This window comes from Chromatium okenii (genome assembly GCF_016583745.1).
GTDB lineage: Bacteria > Pseudomonadota > Gammaproteobacteria > Chromatiales > Chromatiaceae > Chromatium > Chromatium okenii.
Genome location: NZ_NRRQ01000022.1, coordinates 28,494 through 48,559, shown reverse-complemented (window position 1 = coordinate 48,559; position 20,066 = coordinate 28,494). Strand labels below are relative to the sequence as shown.

Here is a 20,066-nt window from a genome sequence, read left to right as displayed (position 1 = left end):
TATACTTAACTGAACTGTCTTCTTCACGTCTTAAGAAATTCAAAAGTTGGTCTTCGTTGCACAGTTTCACTGTCGTAAGCTCCTACATTTTCTCTTATAGTATAGTATGTTTTGCGGATAACTATAAGCGCCGACAGACCTCATAACCATCCATGCCCGGCATCATCACATCTAATAAAATTAAATCCGGTTTTTCATTTTGAACTAATGCCAATGCTTCCGCGCCGGAAGTTGCAAATTGAGTGTCATAATCGCGCTCTAATGCTCCCAGTAACACTTCAATGTTATTGGGAACATCGTCAACAACGAGTACGGTGGGGCGTTGTAAAAAGGATTCGTTCATAGTGCGTGTATTCACTGCTCTACATCAATTTTCTGCCGCAACTGGTCTAAACCAGTGATTGCTTCACCAAAGCGCAATTGTTGAACTTGCGTATTGATGACGGCGAATGGTTGTGCCAGCGCCGTCGTTTCTAATTCACGATTTAATTCTTGCGCAACCCGCCGAGCTTGTCCTTGTTTTTTATTCAACATGATCGCTAACGCCTCCAATTGTGGCGCAAATTGTGCCCAAGATGCCGGAGCTGATGGTGGCGGCGATTCCACGCTGGCGGCTGTTTCCAGCGGGCGGGCGGGAATCCAGCGCAGCAAGGTTTTAGCGAGGGTCAAAGGAATGACCGGTTTGGCAAGATGATCGCTCATGCCGACCAATTCAGCCGCTTGCCGGTCGGTCGCCAAGACGTTGGCGGTCAGGGCGATGATCGGCAACTGTTGCCCGGTGGCGCGAATTGCGCGGGTGGCGGCAAGCCCGTCGAGCGTTGGCATCTGTAAATCCATCAACACTGCGTCAAACGTGTGCTGCGTGATTTTGGTGAGGGCTTCCTGACCATCGCGGGCAGTGTCGACCACCAAACCCATTTTGAGCAGCAGTTCTTGGGCAACCAGTAAATTGGTGGCGTTGTCTTCTACCAGCAACACCCGCGCTCCGCGAATCGGCTGCATCAAGGTGGCAATCGTCGTGCTCAAGTGGCGCGGTGGCGGGGCGACGCTGTCCTGTCCTTGCACTTTTAACAGGCTGTCAAACAGCGCCGCAGCGCGGATTGGTTTCTCCAGCAAGACGTCGCCATGCGCCAGCACCGCCATCCGCCCGTTGTGTTCGCGCTCCAGCGCGGTGGTCATCAGCATCAGCGTCGGGCAAGTCAACCCGCGTTCAGTCACTAACTGCGTGATATGCGCCGCCAATTCCGTCCCGTCGCTGGTGGCTATTTTCCGGTCAATCACCGCACATTCAAACGGTTCTCCCGCCTGCTGCGCCGTCAGCAGCGCCGCCAATCCAGCCTCGGCTGAATCTGCCAGCGTGACCGGAAAGCGCCAGCCGTGCAGCATTCCGCGCAACAGTTGGCGGGAGGTGTCCTGCGCGTCTACCACTAACGTTTTGAGGGGGCGCAATTGTTGCGGATCACGGCGCATCGGCGTTGCTTCCGTAGCGCGTCCGACCTGCGCGGTGAAGCTGAAAGTGCTGCCATGCCCAAACTGGCTGCTGACGCTGATCGTGCCGCCCATCAATTCCACCAAGCGTTTGCTGATCGTCAGCCCCAAGCCGGTGCCACCGTAACGGCGCGTGGTGGACGCATCCGCTTGTTGAAACGGTTGAAACAACCGCTCGCACTGTTCGGGCGTCAAGCCGATGCCGGTATCGCGCACGCTGACCTGTAATTGCAAGGGCGCGGCAGTGGTCACGCAATCAATCGTCACCTGCACCTCGCCGCGAGCGGTAAATTTCACCGCGTTGCCGACCAGATTGTTGATGACCTGCCCCAGCCGCAGCGGATCGCCGCGCAATAATGGTGGCACCGCTGGCATGACTTGAAAATATAGCGCGATGCCCTTTTTTTCTGTTGCCAATCCAAACAAGCCATCTAAATTATTGAATAATTCATCAACTGCAAATTCAATCTCATCCAGATTTAAGCGGCCGGCATCAATTTTTGAATAATCAAGAATATCGTTGAGCACGCCCAACAATGCCCGCGAAGAGGTGTCGATTTTATTGAGATAATCGCGCTGGCGCGGATTTAATTCAGTATCGAGCAGCAATTGTGATAACCCAATCACCGCATTCATCGGCGTGCGAATTTCATGGCTCATATTGGCGAGAAATTCACTTTTAGCGCGATTGGCGTGATCCGCTGCATCTCGCGCCTGCCGCAGCACGGTTTCGGTTTCCTGTTGCGCGGTGATGTCGCGGTTAATCCCAACGAGGCGCAACGGTTGCCCGGTGTGATCGCGTTCATACAGTGCGACTGCGTGAATGTAGCGAAGATCGCCGTCAAGGCGAATAATCCGAAACGAGTAATCAAAGGTTTCTTCTTGTTTTAACGCGGTTGCTAATGCGATTTCCACTGCGGGTAAATCATCGGGATGGCAGCACGAGCGCCAAAATTGATAATCCAATTCGTGGTGCTCGTTGGTATTTAACAGGCCGTGAATCTCGCACATGCGCTGATCCCAAGTGAGCCGATCCGCTGCCAGCTCCCAAATCCAGATGCCAATCGCAGAAGCGCGGGTCGCCAACAGCAACCGATCCCGCGCTTGGCAAATATCATCTTCAATCCGTTTTTGTTCGGTCACATCGTCATAAACGGCAACGACCTTGCCGGAGGAGAGGCGATAAACGTAATTTTCGCGCCAGCCGGCGATGCGATGATCTTGATACAGCCGCAGCGGTAATTCTTCGGGAGCGCCGGTTTTCCACACGCGCTGGAACACGTCAAGCAAACCAAAGTTGCGCACGGCGGGAAACAGCTCGGTGACTCGTTGCCCAATCAGTGCCGAGCGCGGCATCTTTTCCATACGTTCGACGGCGGGATTGACATCGTGAAAGATGAAATCTGCGCCATGATCAACCGCTTCGTACACCACCACGCCGCTGCTCATGCGCTCGAAAATCTGGCGAAAATGTTCTTCAGCGCGATGATGTTCGCGCACCGATTGCGCCAGCTTGGCCAACAGGTAATAACTCGAACCGAGATAGGCGAACCAGCGGAGCAGATGCCACCACCACCAATGCGCATCCCACATGCTGGAGTTGATGAATAAAATGCCAGAAGCGCCGAGTAAGGCGCAGAGCGCAGCGAATTGGCGGTAATAGCTGTCTTCAACGCGGCGATACAAACTGCAAAAACGGATGGACGCCAGTAATAACAAAACTCCGCCAGCGAAATGTAACCACGTTGCTAATGGCGTGAAATTGCCATCTGGCGCTAATAACAGGAGCTGTTGTTGTTCTAACCAGAATCCAATCGCGCTCCCGCTGACCATGACAACTAATACCGTCCACAAAATGCGCCAGCGCCGTTGTCCGACGGTGGCTTGACCAAACGGAAGATAAATGGTGGCGAATAAGATTCCGCCGCCGACCGTTGCCAAACTGCTCGTCCACACCAACGCTTGCCCCGGTTCTAACATCGCGTGTCCGGCGTTAAACAAGCCGCTGCTAAACAACCCCATCGGAATGGCGACTGGCAATTGCGCCATGTCGTTTTGTTTTGCAAAAAAGACGATCAGTGTGGCGACCGTCAGCATGATGGTTGCGCCCGCCGATTCTAAAACTGCGTGAGTGGTGAGGCTGTGCCAAAACCAGCCGTGAGGTATCCACCACGCGATCAAGACGACGCCGATGGGCATGATGATGGGAATCGCGCCCTGTTTTAAGCAGGAAATTGCGCAACTGTTTAATTTGTCAATCGGGTTGGCATTGCGCATGGCTTCTCACTTTAAGCAATCGCTGTTTTTAATTGGATGGAGTTTAACCGCTGCGTCGAATTGACTCATCTATCGCTATTTTGGCGCACGGCGTTGAGGATCAACGGCGATGTCACCTATACTTGAGCGGATGCGATGTGCGCCATCACGCACATTTTTTTATGCACCACGCGCTGTCGTGGTGCGGTCTGGCAAGGAATCTCATCTCCATGTGGACACGTTGTTTTACTCTGAGCGTATTGCTCCTCTGCAATGGCATCACGACTAGCCAAGCTGAGGATTTAATTCAAATTTATGACATCGCCGTTGAAAATGATCCGGCGCTGCGCGAGGCGGAACAAACGCTGTTTGCGACCCGCGAACTCAAGCCACAAGCGCAGGCGCTGTTGTTGCCGAGCGTGGCGGTGAGCGGCGAGGTGCAGCAGCAAAACGTTGAAAGTACGGGTAATGGCACTTATGGACGCTTTGATCGCACTGATCGCTATAGCACCCAAAATGCACAAGCGGTATTCAAACAATCGGTATTCAATCGCGCCAATTGGATGACTTTACAGCAATCCGATCATATTATTGCGCAGGCAGAAGCCGAATATCGCAATACGCAAATTGAATTGATGGTGAAAACCACTGAAGCCTATTTTAATGTGTTACGCGCTGCCGATGCAGTGACGGTACAGGAAGCGTTATTGCGGGCAAATGAGCGGCAATTGGAACAATCCAAACAACGCTTTGAAGTCGGTTTGGTGGCAATTACGGATGTGAATGAAAGTCAGGCGGCATTTGATCGTTCCCGCGCTGATGTTATTACCAGTAAAAATGTGTTGAATCGGGTGTGGGAGGCGTTACGCGCCATCGTTGGCCCGATCAAGCTGCCGCTGGCGCGACTGGGCGAGCAGTTGCCGTTGTCGCCGCCCGAACCGAATGACATCACGACTTGGGCGGAAACGGCGCTGCGCGGCAACTTTGGCATTATCGCAGCGAGTGAAGCGGCGAATGCGGCGAAGGGCAAAATCGACATCGAACGCTCCGGGCATTATCCGACCGTCAGTATGCAGGCGGGCTATGACTTGTCGCGCTCGGGGGCGGAATACAACACGGATGCGGATACGGGTTTTGTGGGGTTATCGGTGAATGTGCCGATTTTTCAAGGCGGTAGCGTCACCTCGCGCACGCGGCAGGCGGGATTTCAATATCGGGCGGCGCAGGATCGTTTGGATCAAGTACGGCGGCTGGTGGATCAGCAGGTGAAAGATGCGTTTCGCGGCATTCTGACCAGCATTGAAGACATCCGCGCTCGCCAAGCAGCGGTGGTGTCGGCGCGGTCGGCGCTGGAATCCACGCAGGCCGGTTTGGAAGTGGGCACGCGGACGCAGGTCGATGTGCTCAATGCGCAGCGCAATCTGTTTCAAGCCGAATTTGATTACATGGATGCGCGTTACAACTACATCATCAACGGCGTCAAGCTGCATCAAGCGACCAGTACGCTCACCCGCGACGTGTTAGAAAAAGGCAATGCGTGGCTCAATCCTGCTGACGTTGTCCCCCCACCGGCGAGCTAATTCATGTCTGGTAATAGTTTTGGAAAACTGTTTGTCGTCACCGGCTTTGGTGAGAGTCACGGCGCGGCGCTCGGCGGCATCGTTGACGGGTGTCCGCCCGGATTGGCATTGACCGCTGCCGATTTACAGCGCGATTTGGATCGCCGCAAACCCGGGCAATCGCGCCACACCACGCAGCGCCGCGAGTCGGATACGGTGGAGATTTTGTCGGGCGTGTTTGACGGGCGCACGACCGGCACTCCGATTGGGCTGTTGATTCGCAACGAAGATCAACGCTCAAAAGATTATGCCGAGATCGCCACCCGCTATCGCCCCGGTCATGCGGATTACACCTACGATCAAAAATATGGGATGCGCGATTATCGCGGCGGCGGGCGGGCATCGGCGCGGGAGACAGCGATTCGCGTGGCGGCTGGCGCGATTGCCAAGAAATATCTGGCAGAACGCTGCGGGGTGCAGATTCGCGGTTATTTGTCGCAACTCGGCGAGCTGCGCCCCCAGCAGTTTGCTTGGGAAGAAGTGGATCGCAATCCGTTTTTTTGGCCGTGCGCAGCGACGGTTGCTGATTTGGAGACCTTCATGGACGCGCTGCGTAAAGAAGGCAATTCGATTGGCGCGGCGGTGACGGTGACGGCGACGGGAATGCCGACTGGCTTGGGTGAGCCGATTTTTGACCGGCTGGATGCCGACATTGCCCACGCGCTGATGAGCATTAACGCGGTCAAAGGCGTGGAGATCGGCGCTGGATTTGGCTGCATCACCCAGCGCGGCACCGAGCATCGGGACGCGCTGACGCCAGACGGGTTTTTATCCAATCACGCTGGCGGCATCTTGGGCGGGATTTCCTCCGGTCAAGACCTCATCGCCCGCATCGCGCTCAAACCCACCTCCAGCATTCGCCTGCCGGGGCGCACCATCGACACGCAGGGGCAAGCGACCGAAGTCATCACCACCGGCCGCCATGATCCATGCGTGGGGATTCGGGCGACGCCGATAGCGGAAGCAATGCTGGCGCTGGTCGTGATGGATCACTTTTTACGCCAACGCGCTCAGAATGCGGATGTGATTCCGCCGACGGCGGCGATTTGAGTCGTAGGTTGGGTTGCCGCTGTTGGCAACCCAACACGCCAACATCACCGCGTTTGAATTGCACCGTCCGCGCACAAGCGAGGTGGTTTTTTCATACTTTGCAGTTGGGTTGACTGCGTCAACCCAACCTACGATTGCTGACAACTTTTCCCCCCAACGGTCAATTAAAAAAACTCCTTGAACGCAATTCCCTATTGGCGCTTATCCGCGTATTACCTTTTCTATTTCGCCTCCCTCGGCGCACTTGTTCCGTATTGGGGGTTGTATCTCCAAGCGCAAGGATTTGATGCGCTGGCAATTGGGCAATTATTAGCCCTGCTTTCTGCCACCAAAATCATCGCCCCCATGGTCGGCGGCGCACTCGTCGATCACAGCGGACAACGAATGCCGCTGGTGCGTTATGCCGCGTTTGGTGCGGCATTCACCTTTGGCACCGTATTGATTGCGCACGGCTTTTGGCAAATGACGGCAGCGATGCTGCTATTCAGCTTTTTTTGGAATGCGTCATTGCCGCAAGTGGAAGCCGTCACCTTTAATCATCTGCATTTACAACCGTCGCGGTATGCACTCATTCGGCTGTGGGGATCAATTGGTTTTATTGTGATTGTGGCGCTGCTCGGTTGGCGACTGCGCCAAGATGACGTGACAATTATCCCGCTGTGGATTTTTGGATTATTTATTGGCGTGTGGCTGAGTGCGTTATTCATTCCCGACAGCGCCCCAGTAGAGAATCATCAAGCCCCCGTATCATTGCGCAGCTTATTAACCCATCCGGCAGTTATTGCATTTTTTGCGGCTTGTTTTTTAATGCAGCTCAGTCACGGCATTTATTACGCTTTTTATTCAATTCATTTGCAAGAAGCCGGATATTCTAGTGTAGCGATTGGCGCATTATGGGCGCTCGGCGTGATTGCGGAAGTGGTGATATTTTTAATGGTGCCGCGCTTACTCGATCATTTCGGAGCGCGGCATGTTTTATTATGGAGTTTGCTATTCGCCAGCGGACGGTGGCTATTGATTGGCGCATTCGTGGAATGGTTGCCCATTCAAATTGTTGCGCAATTACTCCACGCATTGAGCTTTGGCACTTTTCACGCTGCCGCTATTCATCATGTTCATCATGTCTTTTCTGGGCGCACGCAAGGGCGCGGACAGGCGCTGTATAACAGCCTCAGTTTTGGCGCAGGCGGTGCCGCCGGCAGTTTGATCGGCGGGTTATTGTGGACGGACGCGGGCGCGGCGCTGACCTTCGGCGTGGGCGCAGCCGCAGCCGCACTGGGCTGGGTGCTGGTGTGGCGAGGAATGACGCACGAATGAATCAAAATCCGTTATAAATCAACCGTCAACCACGCCTGCACTGGCGGCAGCGCGTCACGAGCAACCGCAGCGATAAAACCAGTTTGTGGAATGCAATGCGCAATCTGCGGCGGGTTTTCATCCGCAGCACGAGTGCGAAATAACCCGCGTCCATCGCATTTCACCTCCGCCTCCAGCGCCGTCCACGCCTGATAAAACAGTGCCAGCCGCTCGGTTTCCGCAGCCATTTCCAGTGCCGCGATGGTTGTGGGCGCAAACATCCGCTGCGCAATTGCCAGCCAGCGCCGTTGCGGTCGCAGCATTTCACAATCGACGCCAACCGCCGTCGTGCTAATCGCCACCAGCGCCAGCTCGCCGCTCGTCGTGAGATTGAACTCCAGCGCCGCGTCCGCCAGTGCCGGTTTACCGTTGATTCCATAGATAAAATTGAGCGCGGCTGGCGCGACTGCCAGATAACGCGCCAGAATCAACCGCAGCCCGGCGTGAGCGCGAAGATATTGCGCTCGGCGCTCGGTCAAGCGCATTCCGGCAGCGCGTTGGCGTTGCGCGTCACCCAGCAGCGCCCAACACTCGCGCAGATTCATGCCCGGCGCTGCGGTGTACAGCCGCCACAGATGCAGATCGTTCGGCGCAAGTGGCGGCAGGTTTGGCAACGCGGCTGCCGGTTGCCAATTCAGCGCCATTGGAGAGAAAAAACGATGTCCACGCTCGATCATCTACGTCTCGAATCTCGTTTGGAATCAATCCCTTTCGCAAACCCGAACCATCACTAACGATGGTTAACGAAAGGTGCAGGCTCAGTCCTTCGCGGACTCCGTTGGAAAGGTCATGAAATGCAGCTGTGAACGCCAGCGGTTGCCACTTTCGTCAGGATTTAAGGAACGAAGTAATGGGGTTATGTGCTTCGCGTGCTCTTGACAGGACAAGCCTTTTCAACTTTGCCGAGGCAAACATCACTCCAGAAATGGGAGATTGTTCAGAAATGAACTCTAATTTTGTTTTGGTGCTGGATACAGAACGGCAATCTTTGTCGCCATGCCATCCAGCGCGGGCGCGGGAACTTTTGAAAAACGGCAAAGCTGCGGTTTTGCGCCACTATCCCTTCACCATCATTTTGAAACGGGTGATCCCGGACGCGAACCCGGAACCGTGCCAACTCAAGCTCGATCCCGGTAGCAAAACCACTGGAATCGCGTTGGTTCAGGGCACAAAAGTCATCTGGGGCGCAGAGATCGCGCATCGCGGCGCGGCGATTCGGAAAAAACTGGCTGATCGCGCAGCACGGCGGCGCAATCGCCGCAATCGTCTGCGTTATCGCCAACCCAGTTATCGCACCCGGGCGCAGATCAATAACGCCAAGCGCACTTATGCACGGAAACGGGAAAAGGGCTGGCTCCCACCGAGTTTCCAACATCGCGTCGAAACCACGCTGACATGGGTGCAGCGCCTGCTGCGTTGCGCTCCGGTCGGTGCTATCAGTCAAGAATTGGTGCGTTTTGACACGCAAGTTATGCAAAACCCTGAGATTTCTGGTGTGGAATATCAGCACGGCGAGTTGCGCGGTTTTGAGGTTAGAGAGTACCTCCTCGAAAAATGGGGGCGGAAATGTGCCTACTGCGGAGCTGAAAACGTCCCGCTCCAAATCGAGCATATCCAGCCAAAGAGCAAAGGCGGCTCGGATCGCGTCTCGAACCTGACGCTGGCTTGCACAAAATGTAATCAAAAGAAGAGCAACCGCCCGGTTATGGAGTTTCTCGCCAAAAAGCCAGATTTGCTCAAAACGATTCTGGCGAAAGCTAAAACTCCGCTGAAAGATGCGGCAGCTGTCAACGCGACGCGCTGGGCGCTTTATCACGTTTTAGAGGCAACCGGTCTGCCAGTCGAAGTCGCTTCGGGCGGGCGCACCAAGTTCAATCGCAAACAACTCGGTTGGGACAAAGCGCACTGGCTGGATGCAGCGGCTGTTGGGGCAGTCGGGGCGTTATGGTTAGCGACCGAGAAACCGTTGTCCGTGACCTGCACGGGACAAGGCGGGAGACAAAAAAGCATTTTTGATCGCTACGGTCAGCCCAAACGCAATCAACAAGGCGCAGCGCAGATTCGCCCATTGAAACCGGTTCACGGCTGGAAAACTGGCGACTTGGCGCGGTTTGATGGTCATATCTACCGCGTCACGCCGCGCCAAAACGGTAGTTTCGCGTTATCTGCTCAAGGTCAAAAGCCATTCAGCCGTCCGCGTCACCGACTCCAGCGCGTCCAACGTGCTGATGGCTATTCATATACCTGAGCAAACGAGAGCGATTGGAATCAAATTTGAATAAAACCAATGCAGTTATTTAGCCACCTCTGAGTTGTCAGTTGTCGGTTCGCAGTTGTCAGTAAACTGAATGCCAACTGCAAACTGACCACTAAAACCACCCATGTCTCAAATCATCACCATCATCAGTCACGACATCGCCGCTCGCCCTGAGCAAGTTGAAGCCGCCATCCGCCTGTTGGACGAAGGCGCGACCGTCCCGTTTATCGCCCGTTATCGCAAAGAAGTCACCGGCGGACTTGATGACAACCAGTTGCGCCTGTTGGAAGAGCGGCTCGGTTATCTGCGCGAGCTGGGCGACCGCCGCGCTGCCGTGCTCAAAAGCATCGCCGAGCAGGGCAAATTGACTGCCGAATTGGAAGCTGCGATTGGCGCTGCCGATACCAAACAACGGCTTGAAGACCTCTATTTGCCTTATAAACAAAAGCGGCGCACCAAGGCGTTGATTGCGCGTGAAGCCGGTTTAGAGCCGCTGGCGGATGCGCTGCTCGCCGATCCGACGCAGTCGCCGGAGCACTGCGCCGCCGCGTTTATTGATCCGACCAAAGGCGTTGCCGACGCGGCGGCGGCGTTGGAAGGAGCGCGGCAGATTTTGATGGAGCGTTTCGCGGAAGACCCCGAATTGACCGGACAACTTCGCGCTGCGTTGTGGGCAAATGGAGTGTTGGTGGCGCGAGTGGTTGACGGTAAGGAATTGGAAGGCAACAAGTTTTCCGATTATTTCGATTATCGTGAAACCATCGCCACCATTCCCTCACATCGGGCGCTGGCGCTGCTGCGCGGACGGAATCTCGGCATTCTCAACCTCGAATTGTTGGCGGATGCCAGCGCCGATCCCGATGCCGCCAGTCTCGGTTTAATCGCCGCGCAGTTTGGGATTCGGGCGCAGCAGCGGGCTGCCGATGCGTGGTTATTGGAAACGGTGCGCAAAACGTGGCGCGTGAAGTTGCTGGCGCGGCTGGATTTGGAATTGAAAAACCGGCTGCTCGAAGCCGCTGAAGCTGAGGCGATCCGCGTTTTTGGTTTGAATCTCAAAGCGTTACTGCTCGCCGCGCCAGCCGGTCGCCTGCCCACGCTGGGGCTTGATCCGGGACTGCGCACCGGCGTCAAGGTCGCGGTGGTGGACGCGACTGGACGCGTCGCGGCGACCGATACGATTTACCCGCATGTGCCGAAAAATCAATGGGATGCCTCATTAGCGCGGCTGGCGCAGTTGGCGCAAACCCACGCCGTCAAACTCATCAGCATCGGCAATGGCACCGCCTCGCGGGAAACCGACCGCCTCGCCCGTGAATTGATCGCCCGTCATCCAGAATTGGAATTGCGCTCGCTGGTGGTCAGCGAAGCCGGCGCGTCGGTCTATTCCGCGTCCGAATTTGCGTCGAAAGAATTGCCGGAATTGGACGTATCGCTGCGCGGCGCAGTGTCGATTGCGCGGCGCTTGCAAGACCCGTTGGCGGAATTGGTCAAGATTGATCCGAAGGCAATTGGCGTCGGTCAATATCAACATGATGTCAATCAAAGTCGGCTGGCGCGGACGCTGGAGGCGGTGGTGGAGGATTGCGTGAACGCAGTCGGCGTCGATCTCAACACGGCATCCGTGCCGCTGCTGGCGCAGGTGTCTGGTCTCAGTCGCGGGCTGGCGGAAAATATCGTGCAATTCCGCGAGGCGAACGGCGCATTTCGTAACCGTAAGAAATTGTTAGCAGTTCCGCGTTTTGGCGACAAAGCCTTTCAATTGAGCGCCGGTTTTTTGCGGGTGCCCGACAGCGACGAGCCGCTGGATGCTTCGGCGGTGCATCCAGAGGCGTATCCGCTGGTGCGGCGGATCGTCGCGCACTGCGGCAAACCGATTCAGGCGCTGATTGGCGACCGCGCCACGCTGCGCCAGCTTGATCCGCGCCAATTCACCGATGAACGTTTTGGGCTGCCGACGGTGCAGGACATCGTGGCGGAACTCGAAAAGCCCGGGCGCGATCCGCGCCCCGAATTCAAAACCGCGCACTTTCAGGACGGTGTGGAAACGCTGGCCGATCTCAAGCCGGACATGATTTTGGAAGGCACCGTGACCAACGTCACCAATTTCGGCGCATTTGTGGACATCGGCGTCCATCAGGACGGTTTGGTGCATATTTCGCTGTTGGCGGATCGCTTCGTGAAAGACCCGCACGAGGTGGTCAAATCTGGCGATCTGGTGAAGGTCAAGGTGATGGAGATTGATCTGGTGCGCAAACGGGTGGCGCTGAGTATGCGGCTGGGCGATACGGCGGCGACGCAGGCGGGCGTTGAATCTGGGCGGCAGACGGCGCGACCGAGCAAGCCGGTGGTGACTGCGCCCGCTCCGGCTGGTGGCAGCATGGCGGCGGCGTTTGCGAAAGCGAAAAAGTGAATTGAAATTCCCCTTTTTCAAAGGGGAATTTCACAACAAATCCTAAATTTGACAGCGTTTTGAAAACGCTGCAAATCTATTTTTAGTAAAAAATCGAGTGAAAAAAATGCGTTACCCTTTAATATCTCTGTTTACAGGTGCTGGTGGGCTTGATCTTGGACTAGAGTTTGCAGGATTTAAAACCATTGTAGCAAATGAATTAGAGCCACAAGCCTGTGAAACGCTGCGTCAAAATCAGATTCTCAGTCGACTTTGTGGAGATGAATTAAAAATTTTTATCGCTAACGCTTGTCAACAAAGATGCTTGAATGGTTTGGAAAAAAGGCAAGTTGATACTTTTTTTAATCGTTTAGAATTAGATAGATTTCCATGCTTACAACATGCAGAAATAATCGAAGGAGACATAAGAAGAATCCCAAGTTCGTTGTTTAAGAATATGATTCCAAAAGGGATTGATTTATTTGCAATTGCGGGTGGACCGCCTTGTCAACCATTCAGTAAAGCTGGAAAAAGAAAGACGTTTGATTGCAGCAAAAATGGAGATTTATTTTTTGAATTTGTAAGGCTTGTTAAAGAGTTAAAGCCAAAATGGTTTATTTTTGAAAACGTAAAAGGTTTAGCCTTTACTAAAACAGATGTTTTATATTCGGTTTGTCGCACATGTGGATCAAAAAACTTGGCAGATTTTAGAGTTCGACAGTTGTGGGGAGAGAATTCTTTCCCAAGCCCAATTTGTCCCCGTTGTCATTCAAAAAAGACAACGTGGATGATTACAAATGAACCAAGTGGCTCGTTGACTATTATTAAAAACGAGTTTGAAAAAATAGGCTATCTCTGTTTTTCTAAACTACTCAATGCTGCTGATTTTGGAGCGCCTCAAATTAGGGAGCGATTTTTTATTATTGGGAATAAAGCAGGTATCAATTTTGAGTGGCCGACGCCTACGCATTTTAATTTCAATGAATATGTAAATATTCAGTGTAGTTTGTTTGAAGAAACAAATTTTAAGCCCTGGAAAACAATGAAAGAAACGTTATGGAATTCTGGTCATTGGTATTATGGGAAATTTGATACAGAGAAAGCGGTTCTTTGGGTAAAAAATATCGTGCGACCACATGATGAACCAGTCACATGGTCTTTAGATCGCCCCGCCCCAACGATTGGCGCACATCAAGGCGCTAAACTTGCTTTTGCCCCACAAGGTGTACCAAAAGAACAACTTATACGCCAGCAATGGCATACCCTTGGTAAACGTCAAGGAGATACGTTGCCTGTTAAGGTAGAGCATGTGTATTTATCAGACGAGGAGCTTTTGCAATTACAAACATTTCCAAGATGGTGGTATTTGCATGGTACCCGAATGCAAAGAGCGTTTCAAATTGGTAACGCAGTTCCACCATTGCTTGCACAACATATTGGTGAAGCTATTCTAAAAGCAGAGGAAAATCAATAATGCCAACATTACCTGTCTTTAATTCAGCAGAATTGCAAGATGCAAAAATGCTGCTTTCTGCAAAGGTCGCTACCATGCTAGGTAGAAAAATGGAAGAAGGTGATTGGAGTTTCGTTTACTGTAATGCAAAGCGGATACCGGAAATTGGTTGGAGCAACCTGAGTATTGACATATCTTATAACGGTTTAGGTGTTGAGCACAAAATGCGCTGTATTAGAAAAAATTCGGCAATTCAGGACGTTTGCGGGACAACATTGATGCACCCGGCCGCCACACGTTCCATTCGCATTCCAGAGGGTGAACCTAACCCAAACAAAGTGTCTGAACACATTCTAACTCAGTACGCAGAATTAATTGCTGCAAGAACCAAAAAAGTTTCTGAAGGTCACTCAAGCGGTCATACTGATATGCGAATAGGTTGGCTTCTTTGGAAAGAACTACTTGATGAATTTTTATATTTCGAGGAACCAATGACGCCACCAAAACCATCGCATTTTTATGCAAATTGGAATGTTACACCAGAACGAGGCGCTCGTAAGGCAACGCGATCACTGTGGATTTATGAAAAAGATACAGGTATCAAACGATATTCAGTGACGACTACGGCAGGCGCAAAGATTCAACCCTATTTTGATGTACCTTCTCCGCGTGATCCTAACCTTTATTATTTTCGAGTTCAGGGTAACGTGATTGATATTAATGTTGTTGAAGTCTGGATTACACGCAGCACTGCAAAGTTTCTTGAATCTCATGTTGGAAGTCTTGATTTTGAAATTCTTTCTCAAAGAATTTTGCAATACAATCCTGTCCAGAATAAAGAAACATCAAGCTATTATGCTAAAGCAACCGATCTCGCAATACCTGTAAAAATATCTTTAGAAGCATACAATCACCTGAAAAGTAAAGTGGCATCTTATATCAGTGATGAACAAGTCATTCAGATATTTGCACAAAGCATGACCAGCACATAGTTGTTATTAGAGACAAAAGCTCCTTTTCCAAAGGGGCTTTTAGAGGTGAACCATGCGCATCACTGTTGAGTGAAACATTTAGCAACGGGGTTTGAAAATGTACGCTGAAAAATTAGTGCTAAAAGCAAATCAGCACGGCGTTCTGCAAGGGCTGCCGGTGGTTGCGCCGCACCAAGAAGTGGAAGTGATTTTATTGATTGCTGATTGTTCAGAACCGTTACCTGTAAAGCGTCGGCAACCGTCGCCACGATTAGCAAATCAAGGTGCCAGATTGCAAGGTGACGATATACAGCCCGCTATTGCGCTGGAGGATTGGAATGTATGAAATGCGTTATTTGCAAAACTGGTGTTATTCATGCAGGACATACTACAATCACGCTCCAACGGAATGAAAGCACAGTTATTATCAAAAATGTTTCTGCGGATATTTGCGACAATTGCGGCGAGTATTATCTTTTAGAAGAGACGACCGAGCGCGTTATGGCTGCGGCTGAAGACGCAATTGAACTTGCGGTGACTGAAGCAGAAACCAACGGGCTGGACGAAACCGATCACTTACTCGGAAACCCAGCCAATAAAGCGCGGCTATTAAAAGCACTAGAAGCCATATCGCATCCGCGCAATTTAGTGCATATAGAATTAAGCGATCTGGAACAACGATCAGTTGAATAAAACGGGATGCCTATGACCCAAAATTACGAAGTCGAATCGCCAATTATCAACTCGCCATTTATTGAACCGCAATGTTATTGGCACATTGAAAAAGCCAAACCGCCAGTAAAAGCGGCTGGTCGCCGTCTCGCCAGTTATTTTTATCGGGTGCCGGAACATTCTGGGAAAGGACGCAAACAGAAACAACAAGAAGAAATGTTTGAAGCCGCAAAAGGCAAACAAGTTGATTTAGCTGTAGTCAATGATTTGCGCGGGCGGATTAAACAATGGCGGCAAGGTGAATACAGCGGCGGCGTTGCTTATGACGGCGCGACGTTAATCACAAAAGAATTGCTGACGCTGTGGCGCAGTGAAGAGCGTTTGCAGCGGTTGTTTTTTGCGCAAATTGAAGCGGTGGAAACGATTTTATTTTTAGTGGAAGCCAGCGCCATGTATCGCGTTGGCTTATTAAAAATTCCTCAAGATGAATTGAGCAGCACTGCCCAAGCTGCGGGTTTGCGCTCATTTGTGCGTTATGCCTGCAAAATGGCGACCGGTTCCGGTAAAACGACCGTGATGGGAATGCTGGCGGCGTGGTCAATTCTAAATCGCGTTGCTGCGCCCCGCGATAAGCGGTTTTCTGACACCGTGTTAATCGTGTGTCCTAACGTCACCATTCGGGAACGATTGCAAGAATTGAATCCCGCGCTCGGTGATTTGAGTTTATATCGCACCCGCCAATTGGTGCCTCCGCAGCGCATGAGTGAATTGCGCCGAGGTCAAGTAATGATTACCAATTGGCATCGGCTGGCAAAGAAAGAATCAAATCGCGTGAATGGCGATTCTGCGAAAGTCGTTACAACCGGCGAGCCGCTGATCATCAGTAAAAATGCTGGCAAAGCCAATGAATCGGTTGAAATCAAACATTTTGAATCTGATGCGGCGTGGTTCAAACGGATTCAAAAAGAACTCGGCAGCGGTAAAAGTCGCAGTGCGCAATGGCTGATTTTTAATGATGAAGCGCATCATGCGTATCGGCGCGGCGATGAATCTGACGCTGAAATAACGCTGGATGAAGATAAAGAATTAGCTAAGAAAAATGCGCGTGAAGCAACGATTTGGATTGAAGGTTTAGATCGGATTAACCAATTGGCAGGCGGCAGTCGGCAACGCGGTATCAATTTGTGCATTGATCTTTCAGCGACGCCGTTTTATATTCAAGGCACGGGCAATGAAGTCGGCAAACCCTTTCCTTGGATCGTATCTGATTTTGGATTATTGGATGCCATTGAATCCGGTTTGGTAAAAATTCCGCAACTGCCAACGCGAGATATGAGCGGCGCAACTGAAGCGGCATATTTTAATATCTGGCGCTGGATTCAAACCCAAGCGGAAGCCGATGGCCACAGTAAAAAACTCACGCCCGAATTGGTGTTGAATTACGCCAGTGCGCCAATTAATTTATTGGCAGCGGATTGGCATTTACGCTTTCAAGATTGGGAACGCACTGCAAAACAACAGCATCCGGTGCCACCGGTATTTATTGTGGTGTGCCGCGATACTGCAATTGCCAAAGAAATGTATCAATGGCTGGCGCATGGCAATGATAATTACGGCGTTGCGCCGCCTTGGTTTAAAAATCAGCCGGGGCAAGAAGTCACGGTGCGCATTGATTCTAAAGTGATTGATGATATTGAAGCGGGCGGCAGTAAAGAGGAAACGCAGCGGTTGCGCATGTTGTTGGATACGGTGGGCAAGGCGACGTGGGCGGGTGGCAAGGTGCCGGCGGAGTGGGCGGAATTGGTGCGCAAACACAATGAACAGGTCGCCAGCGACGATCACGACGGCGCGTTGCAGTGGCTGGATGCGCAGATTCCGCCGGGGCGCGATATTCGCTGCATTATTTCGGTTTCCATGCTGACTGAAGGCTGGGACGCCAACACCGTGACGCACATCGTTGGGCTGCGCCCGTTTGGATCGCAATTGCTGTGCGAGCAGGTGGTTGGTCGCGCTCTGCGCCGCAAAAGCTACGCAATCGACGCCGATACCCAGCTTTTCGCCGAAGAAACCGCCAAAGTGTTTGGCGTGCCGTTCGAGCTGATCCCGTTCAAAGTCGCGTCCACCGATCCCACATCATCGCCACCCGAACCGCAGCGCATCTACGCCGTGCCGGAAAAAGCCGTATTTGCCATCCGTTTTCCGGTCGTCAGCGGCTATCACGACTGCGGGCACTTCGCGGTCAGCGTCGCTTGGGATCAAGTCGCCAAGGTCACGCTTGACCCGATGCACATCCCGCACACCGTCGAACTCACGCCGTTGACCACGCCCGACGGCGCGTTGGCGGCTTACGGTCCCGGCGACAAACCGGTGCTGGCGCTGAACGCATGGCGCAGCCGCTTCCGCGAGCAACAAGTCGCTTTCAAGCTGGCGCGGGAAATCTGCCGCCGCTGGCAACACGACAACGGCGCGGTCGCCGTACCGATGCAGGTGTTATTTCCGCAAGTGGTATTTGCGACCAAACGCTTTCTCGCCGAGAAATTGGAATGCAAAAGCGGCACTAAAGCGTGTGACGTGTTATTAGTTGGCGAATCAATGCAGGCGGTGATTGGCGCGTTATTGGAAGCAATTAAAAAAGGCGCGTCGGCAACCAGCGCCGAAGTTGCGGTTATTCCACAAGGAACTGCGGGGAATGGCAGCACGGAATACGTCGATTTTTATAGCACCAAACCGCTATATCCGGTCAATCACTGTCACTTAAATGCGCTGGTTGCGGATACGCAAAAATGGGAACAAAGCGCCGCCTTTCAACTTGATATTCATCCCAACGTACTGCGCTGGGTGAAAAATGAACGGCTAGGTTTTTTTATTCCGTATCGCAAACACGGCATCTTGGCGCAGTATGTGCCCGATTTTATTGCCGTGACCGCAACTGGTCTCCAACTCATTATTGAAATCAAAGGTCAAATGACGGACGCTGCGGTCAGAAAAAGCAACGCTGCTGAACGCTGGGTGAAGGCCGTAAATCGCCTTAAAGAATATGGCACTTGGCGTTATTTACTGGTCACTGATCCGGCAGAATTAACGGAAATGCTGGCGGTTTAATTTATGCGGATAAAACAAAAAAGCCAGCATCGCGCTGGCTTTTTTAGTTCAAACCCGGGTTTGATTTATTTCAACGCCGTTCTTTGATTTCAATGCCGAGTGAGCGCAATTTGCGATACAGATGCGTGCGTTCCATGCCCGCCTCTTTCGCCATCTTGCTGACATTCCCGACGTGTTTTTCCAGTTGATAATCGAGATAGGCTTTCTCGAATTGCTCCCGCGCATCGCGCAGCGGTTGATCAAAAGACACCAGTCCTTCCAGCACCTGCGTTGGCAATGGCGGCTGCGCTCCGAGCGCCACTTCCACTTCCTTCAAACCGATTTCATCGCCCGTACCCAAAATCAATACCCGCTGCACCAGATTTTTTAATTCCCGCACGTTGCCAGGCCAGCCGTAATTGCGCAAAAAGTTTTGTGCGCCCACGCTAAATTTGCGATAGGCCAGCTTTTCGTGGGTGGAAAAATAATCGAGATAAAAGTTCAATAAATCTGGCACATCTTCCGCGTGTTCTTGTAATGACGGAATTGATAACGGCACGACGTTGAGATGATAAAACAAATCTTCACGAAAACGCCCGGCGCGGACTTCATCTTCTAAATTGCGCTGCGTCACCGCCACAATGCGCACATCAATCCGCACCGGTTCATTGCCGCCAACCCGCAAAAATGATCCGCTATCCAATGCGCCCAACAGTTTTAATTGCGCATCCAATTCCATATCCGCAACTTCATCCAGCAGCAACGTCCCGCCCGCCGCTTTTTCCAAACTGCCGTAATGGGTGTGCTCGCCGTCTTCAGTGCCAAACAATTCTCGCGCCGCGTTGTCGCCATTCAACGCCGACACGCTCAAATCCACAAACGGACGATCCCGCCGCGCACTTTGCGAGTGCAGATAACGGGCAAAAGTCTCGCGCCCGCTGCCGGCCTCGCCCATGATCAGCACCCAAGTATCGTGCTGGGCGATGCGCTTGACCTGTTCGCGCAGCCGCTGCATCGCGGCGCTGCGCCCAACGGGTTCATGCACCTGCGGCGTGCGGCGTTTTAAGCCGATGTTTTCCTGCTGCAATTTGTCGGCTTCCAGCGCCCGCTCCACCGTCAACAGCAATTTCGCCATCGACAGCGGCTTTTCTAAAAAGTCATACGCGCCGAGCCGGGTCGCCTCCACCGCCGTCTCCACCGTGCCATGACCGGACATCATAATCACCGGACACGGCAGCTCGTCTTCTTCCGCCCACTCTTTCAACAGCGTGATGCCGTCGATGTCGGGCATCCAAATATCGAGCAAAATCAAGTCTGGTCGCCGCTCGCGCAGCGCATGACGTGCCGTTTCGCCATTTTCCGCGATGGCGACGACATATCCCTCATCTTCCAAAATTTCCTGCACCAAGCCGCGAATATCAGGCTCGTCATCCACCACTAAGATATGCGTTGCGCTCATTGTGATCTGTCTGGT

General features: G+C 52.6%; 14 protein-coding genes. 10 read left to right on the top strand and 4 right to left on the bottom strand.

Features of this window, described 5'->3' with window-relative positions; translation table 11 throughout:
- Positions 1–121: 121 nt before the first annotated feature.
- Together CKO12_RS09695 and CKO12_RS09690 are read right to left on the bottom strand one after the other, a co-directional pair.
- Complete coding sequence (locus CKO12_RS09695) at positions 122–358, bottom strand: response regulator (RefSeq protein WP_338032730.1); 237 nt, start codon at positions 356–358, stop codon at positions 122–124.
- Positions 355–3,765, bottom strand: a complete 3,411-nt coding sequence (locus CKO12_RS09690; protein ID WP_200154539.1) for a response regulator — start codon at positions 3,763–3,765, stop codon at positions 355–357. The genes CKO12_RS09695 and CKO12_RS09690 overlap by 4 nt, the downstream gene beginning before the upstream one ends.
- A gap of 209 nt (positions 3,766–3,974) precedes the next feature.
- Here CKO12_RS09690 and CKO12_RS09685 point away from each other — a divergent pair, with 209 nt between their 5' ends.
- From CKO12_RS09685 to CKO12_RS09675, 3 genes are all read left to right on the top strand, one after another.
- Positions 3,975–5,324 carry a TolC family outer membrane protein gene (locus CKO12_RS09685; protein WP_200154546.1) on the top strand — a complete coding sequence of 450 codons (1,350 nt, stop codon included), beginning with the start codon at positions 3,975–3,977 and terminating at the stop codon, positions 5,322–5,324.
- Between the two features lie 3 nt (positions 5,325–5,327).
- Entirely contained in the window at positions 5,328–6,413 is a 1,086-nt protein-coding gene (gene aroC, locus CKO12_RS09680; RefSeq protein WP_200154538.1) for a chorismate synthase, read from the top strand.
- Between the two features lie 186 nt (positions 6,414–6,599).
- Positions 6,600–7,730 (top strand): MFS transporter, encoded by a 1,131-nt coding sequence (locus CKO12_RS09675; protein ID WP_200154545.1) that lies wholly within the window; start codon positions 6,600–6,602, stop codon positions 7,728–7,730.
- An 11-nt stretch (positions 7,731–7,741) separates the two neighbouring features.
- On the opposite strand, the gene CKO12_RS09670 is transcribed toward CKO12_RS09675, so the two are convergent.
- Entirely contained in the window at positions 7,742–8,413 is a 672-nt protein-coding gene (locus tag CKO12_RS09670; protein WP_200154544.1) for a 4'-phosphopantetheinyl transferase family protein, read from the bottom strand.
- Between the two features lie 299 nt (positions 8,414–8,712).
- Here CKO12_RS09670 and iscB point away from each other — a divergent pair, with 299 nt between their 5' ends.
- The 7 genes from iscB to CKO12_RS09635 all read left to right on the top strand — a co-directional run bounded on the left by iscB (position 8,713) and on the right by CKO12_RS09635 (position 18,613).
- Positions 8,713–10,017, top strand: coding sequence for an RNA-guided endonuclease IscB (gene iscB, locus CKO12_RS09665; RefSeq protein WP_200154537.1), 1,305 nt, complete (start codon positions 8,713–8,715; stop codon positions 10,015–10,017).
- Between the two features lie 133 nt (positions 10,018–10,150).
- Positions 10,151–12,436 carry a Tex family protein gene (locus tag CKO12_RS09660; RefSeq protein WP_200154536.1) on the top strand — a complete coding sequence of 762 codons (2,286 nt, stop codon included), beginning with the start codon at positions 10,151–10,153 and terminating at the stop codon, positions 12,434–12,436.
- A 106-nt stretch (positions 12,437–12,542) separates the two neighbouring features.
- Positions 12,543–13,889, top strand: a complete 1,347-nt coding sequence (locus tag CKO12_RS09655; RefSeq protein ID WP_200154535.1) for a DNA cytosine methyltransferase — start codon at positions 12,543–12,545, stop codon at positions 13,887–13,889.
- A complete protein-coding gene (locus CKO12_RS09650; RefSeq protein WP_200154534.1) occupies positions 13,889–14,860 on the top strand; it encodes a hypothetical protein in 972 nt (323 codons plus the stop codon). The genes CKO12_RS09655 and CKO12_RS09650 overlap by 1 nt, the downstream gene beginning before the upstream one ends.
- Before the next feature lie 97 nt (positions 14,861–14,957).
- Entirely contained in the window at positions 14,958–15,185 is a 228-nt protein-coding gene (locus tag CKO12_RS09645; RefSeq protein ID WP_200154533.1) for a hypothetical protein, read from the top strand.
- A complete protein-coding gene (locus CKO12_RS09640) occupies positions 15,182–15,532 on the top strand; it encodes a type II toxin-antitoxin system MqsA family antitoxin (protein WP_200154532.1) in 351 nt (116 codons plus the stop codon). The genes CKO12_RS09645 and CKO12_RS09640 overlap by 4 nt, the downstream gene beginning before the upstream one ends.
- 6 nt (positions 15,533–15,538) lie before the next feature.
- Complete coding sequence (locus CKO12_RS09635) at positions 15,539–18,613, top strand: BPTD_3080 family restriction endonuclease (RefSeq protein ID WP_200154531.1); 3,075 nt, start codon at positions 15,539–15,541, stop codon at positions 18,611–18,613.
- 70 nt (positions 18,614–18,683) lie between these two features.
- Here CKO12_RS09635 and CKO12_RS09630 read toward each other — a convergent pair whose 3' ends face one another.
- Positions 18,684–20,051: a sigma-54-dependent transcriptional regulator gene (locus CKO12_RS09630; RefSeq protein WP_200154530.1), complete on the bottom strand. Its 1,368-nt coding sequence runs from the start codon at positions 20,049–20,051 to the stop codon at positions 18,684–18,686.
- Between the last annotated feature and the right edge of the window lie 15 nt (positions 20,052–20,066).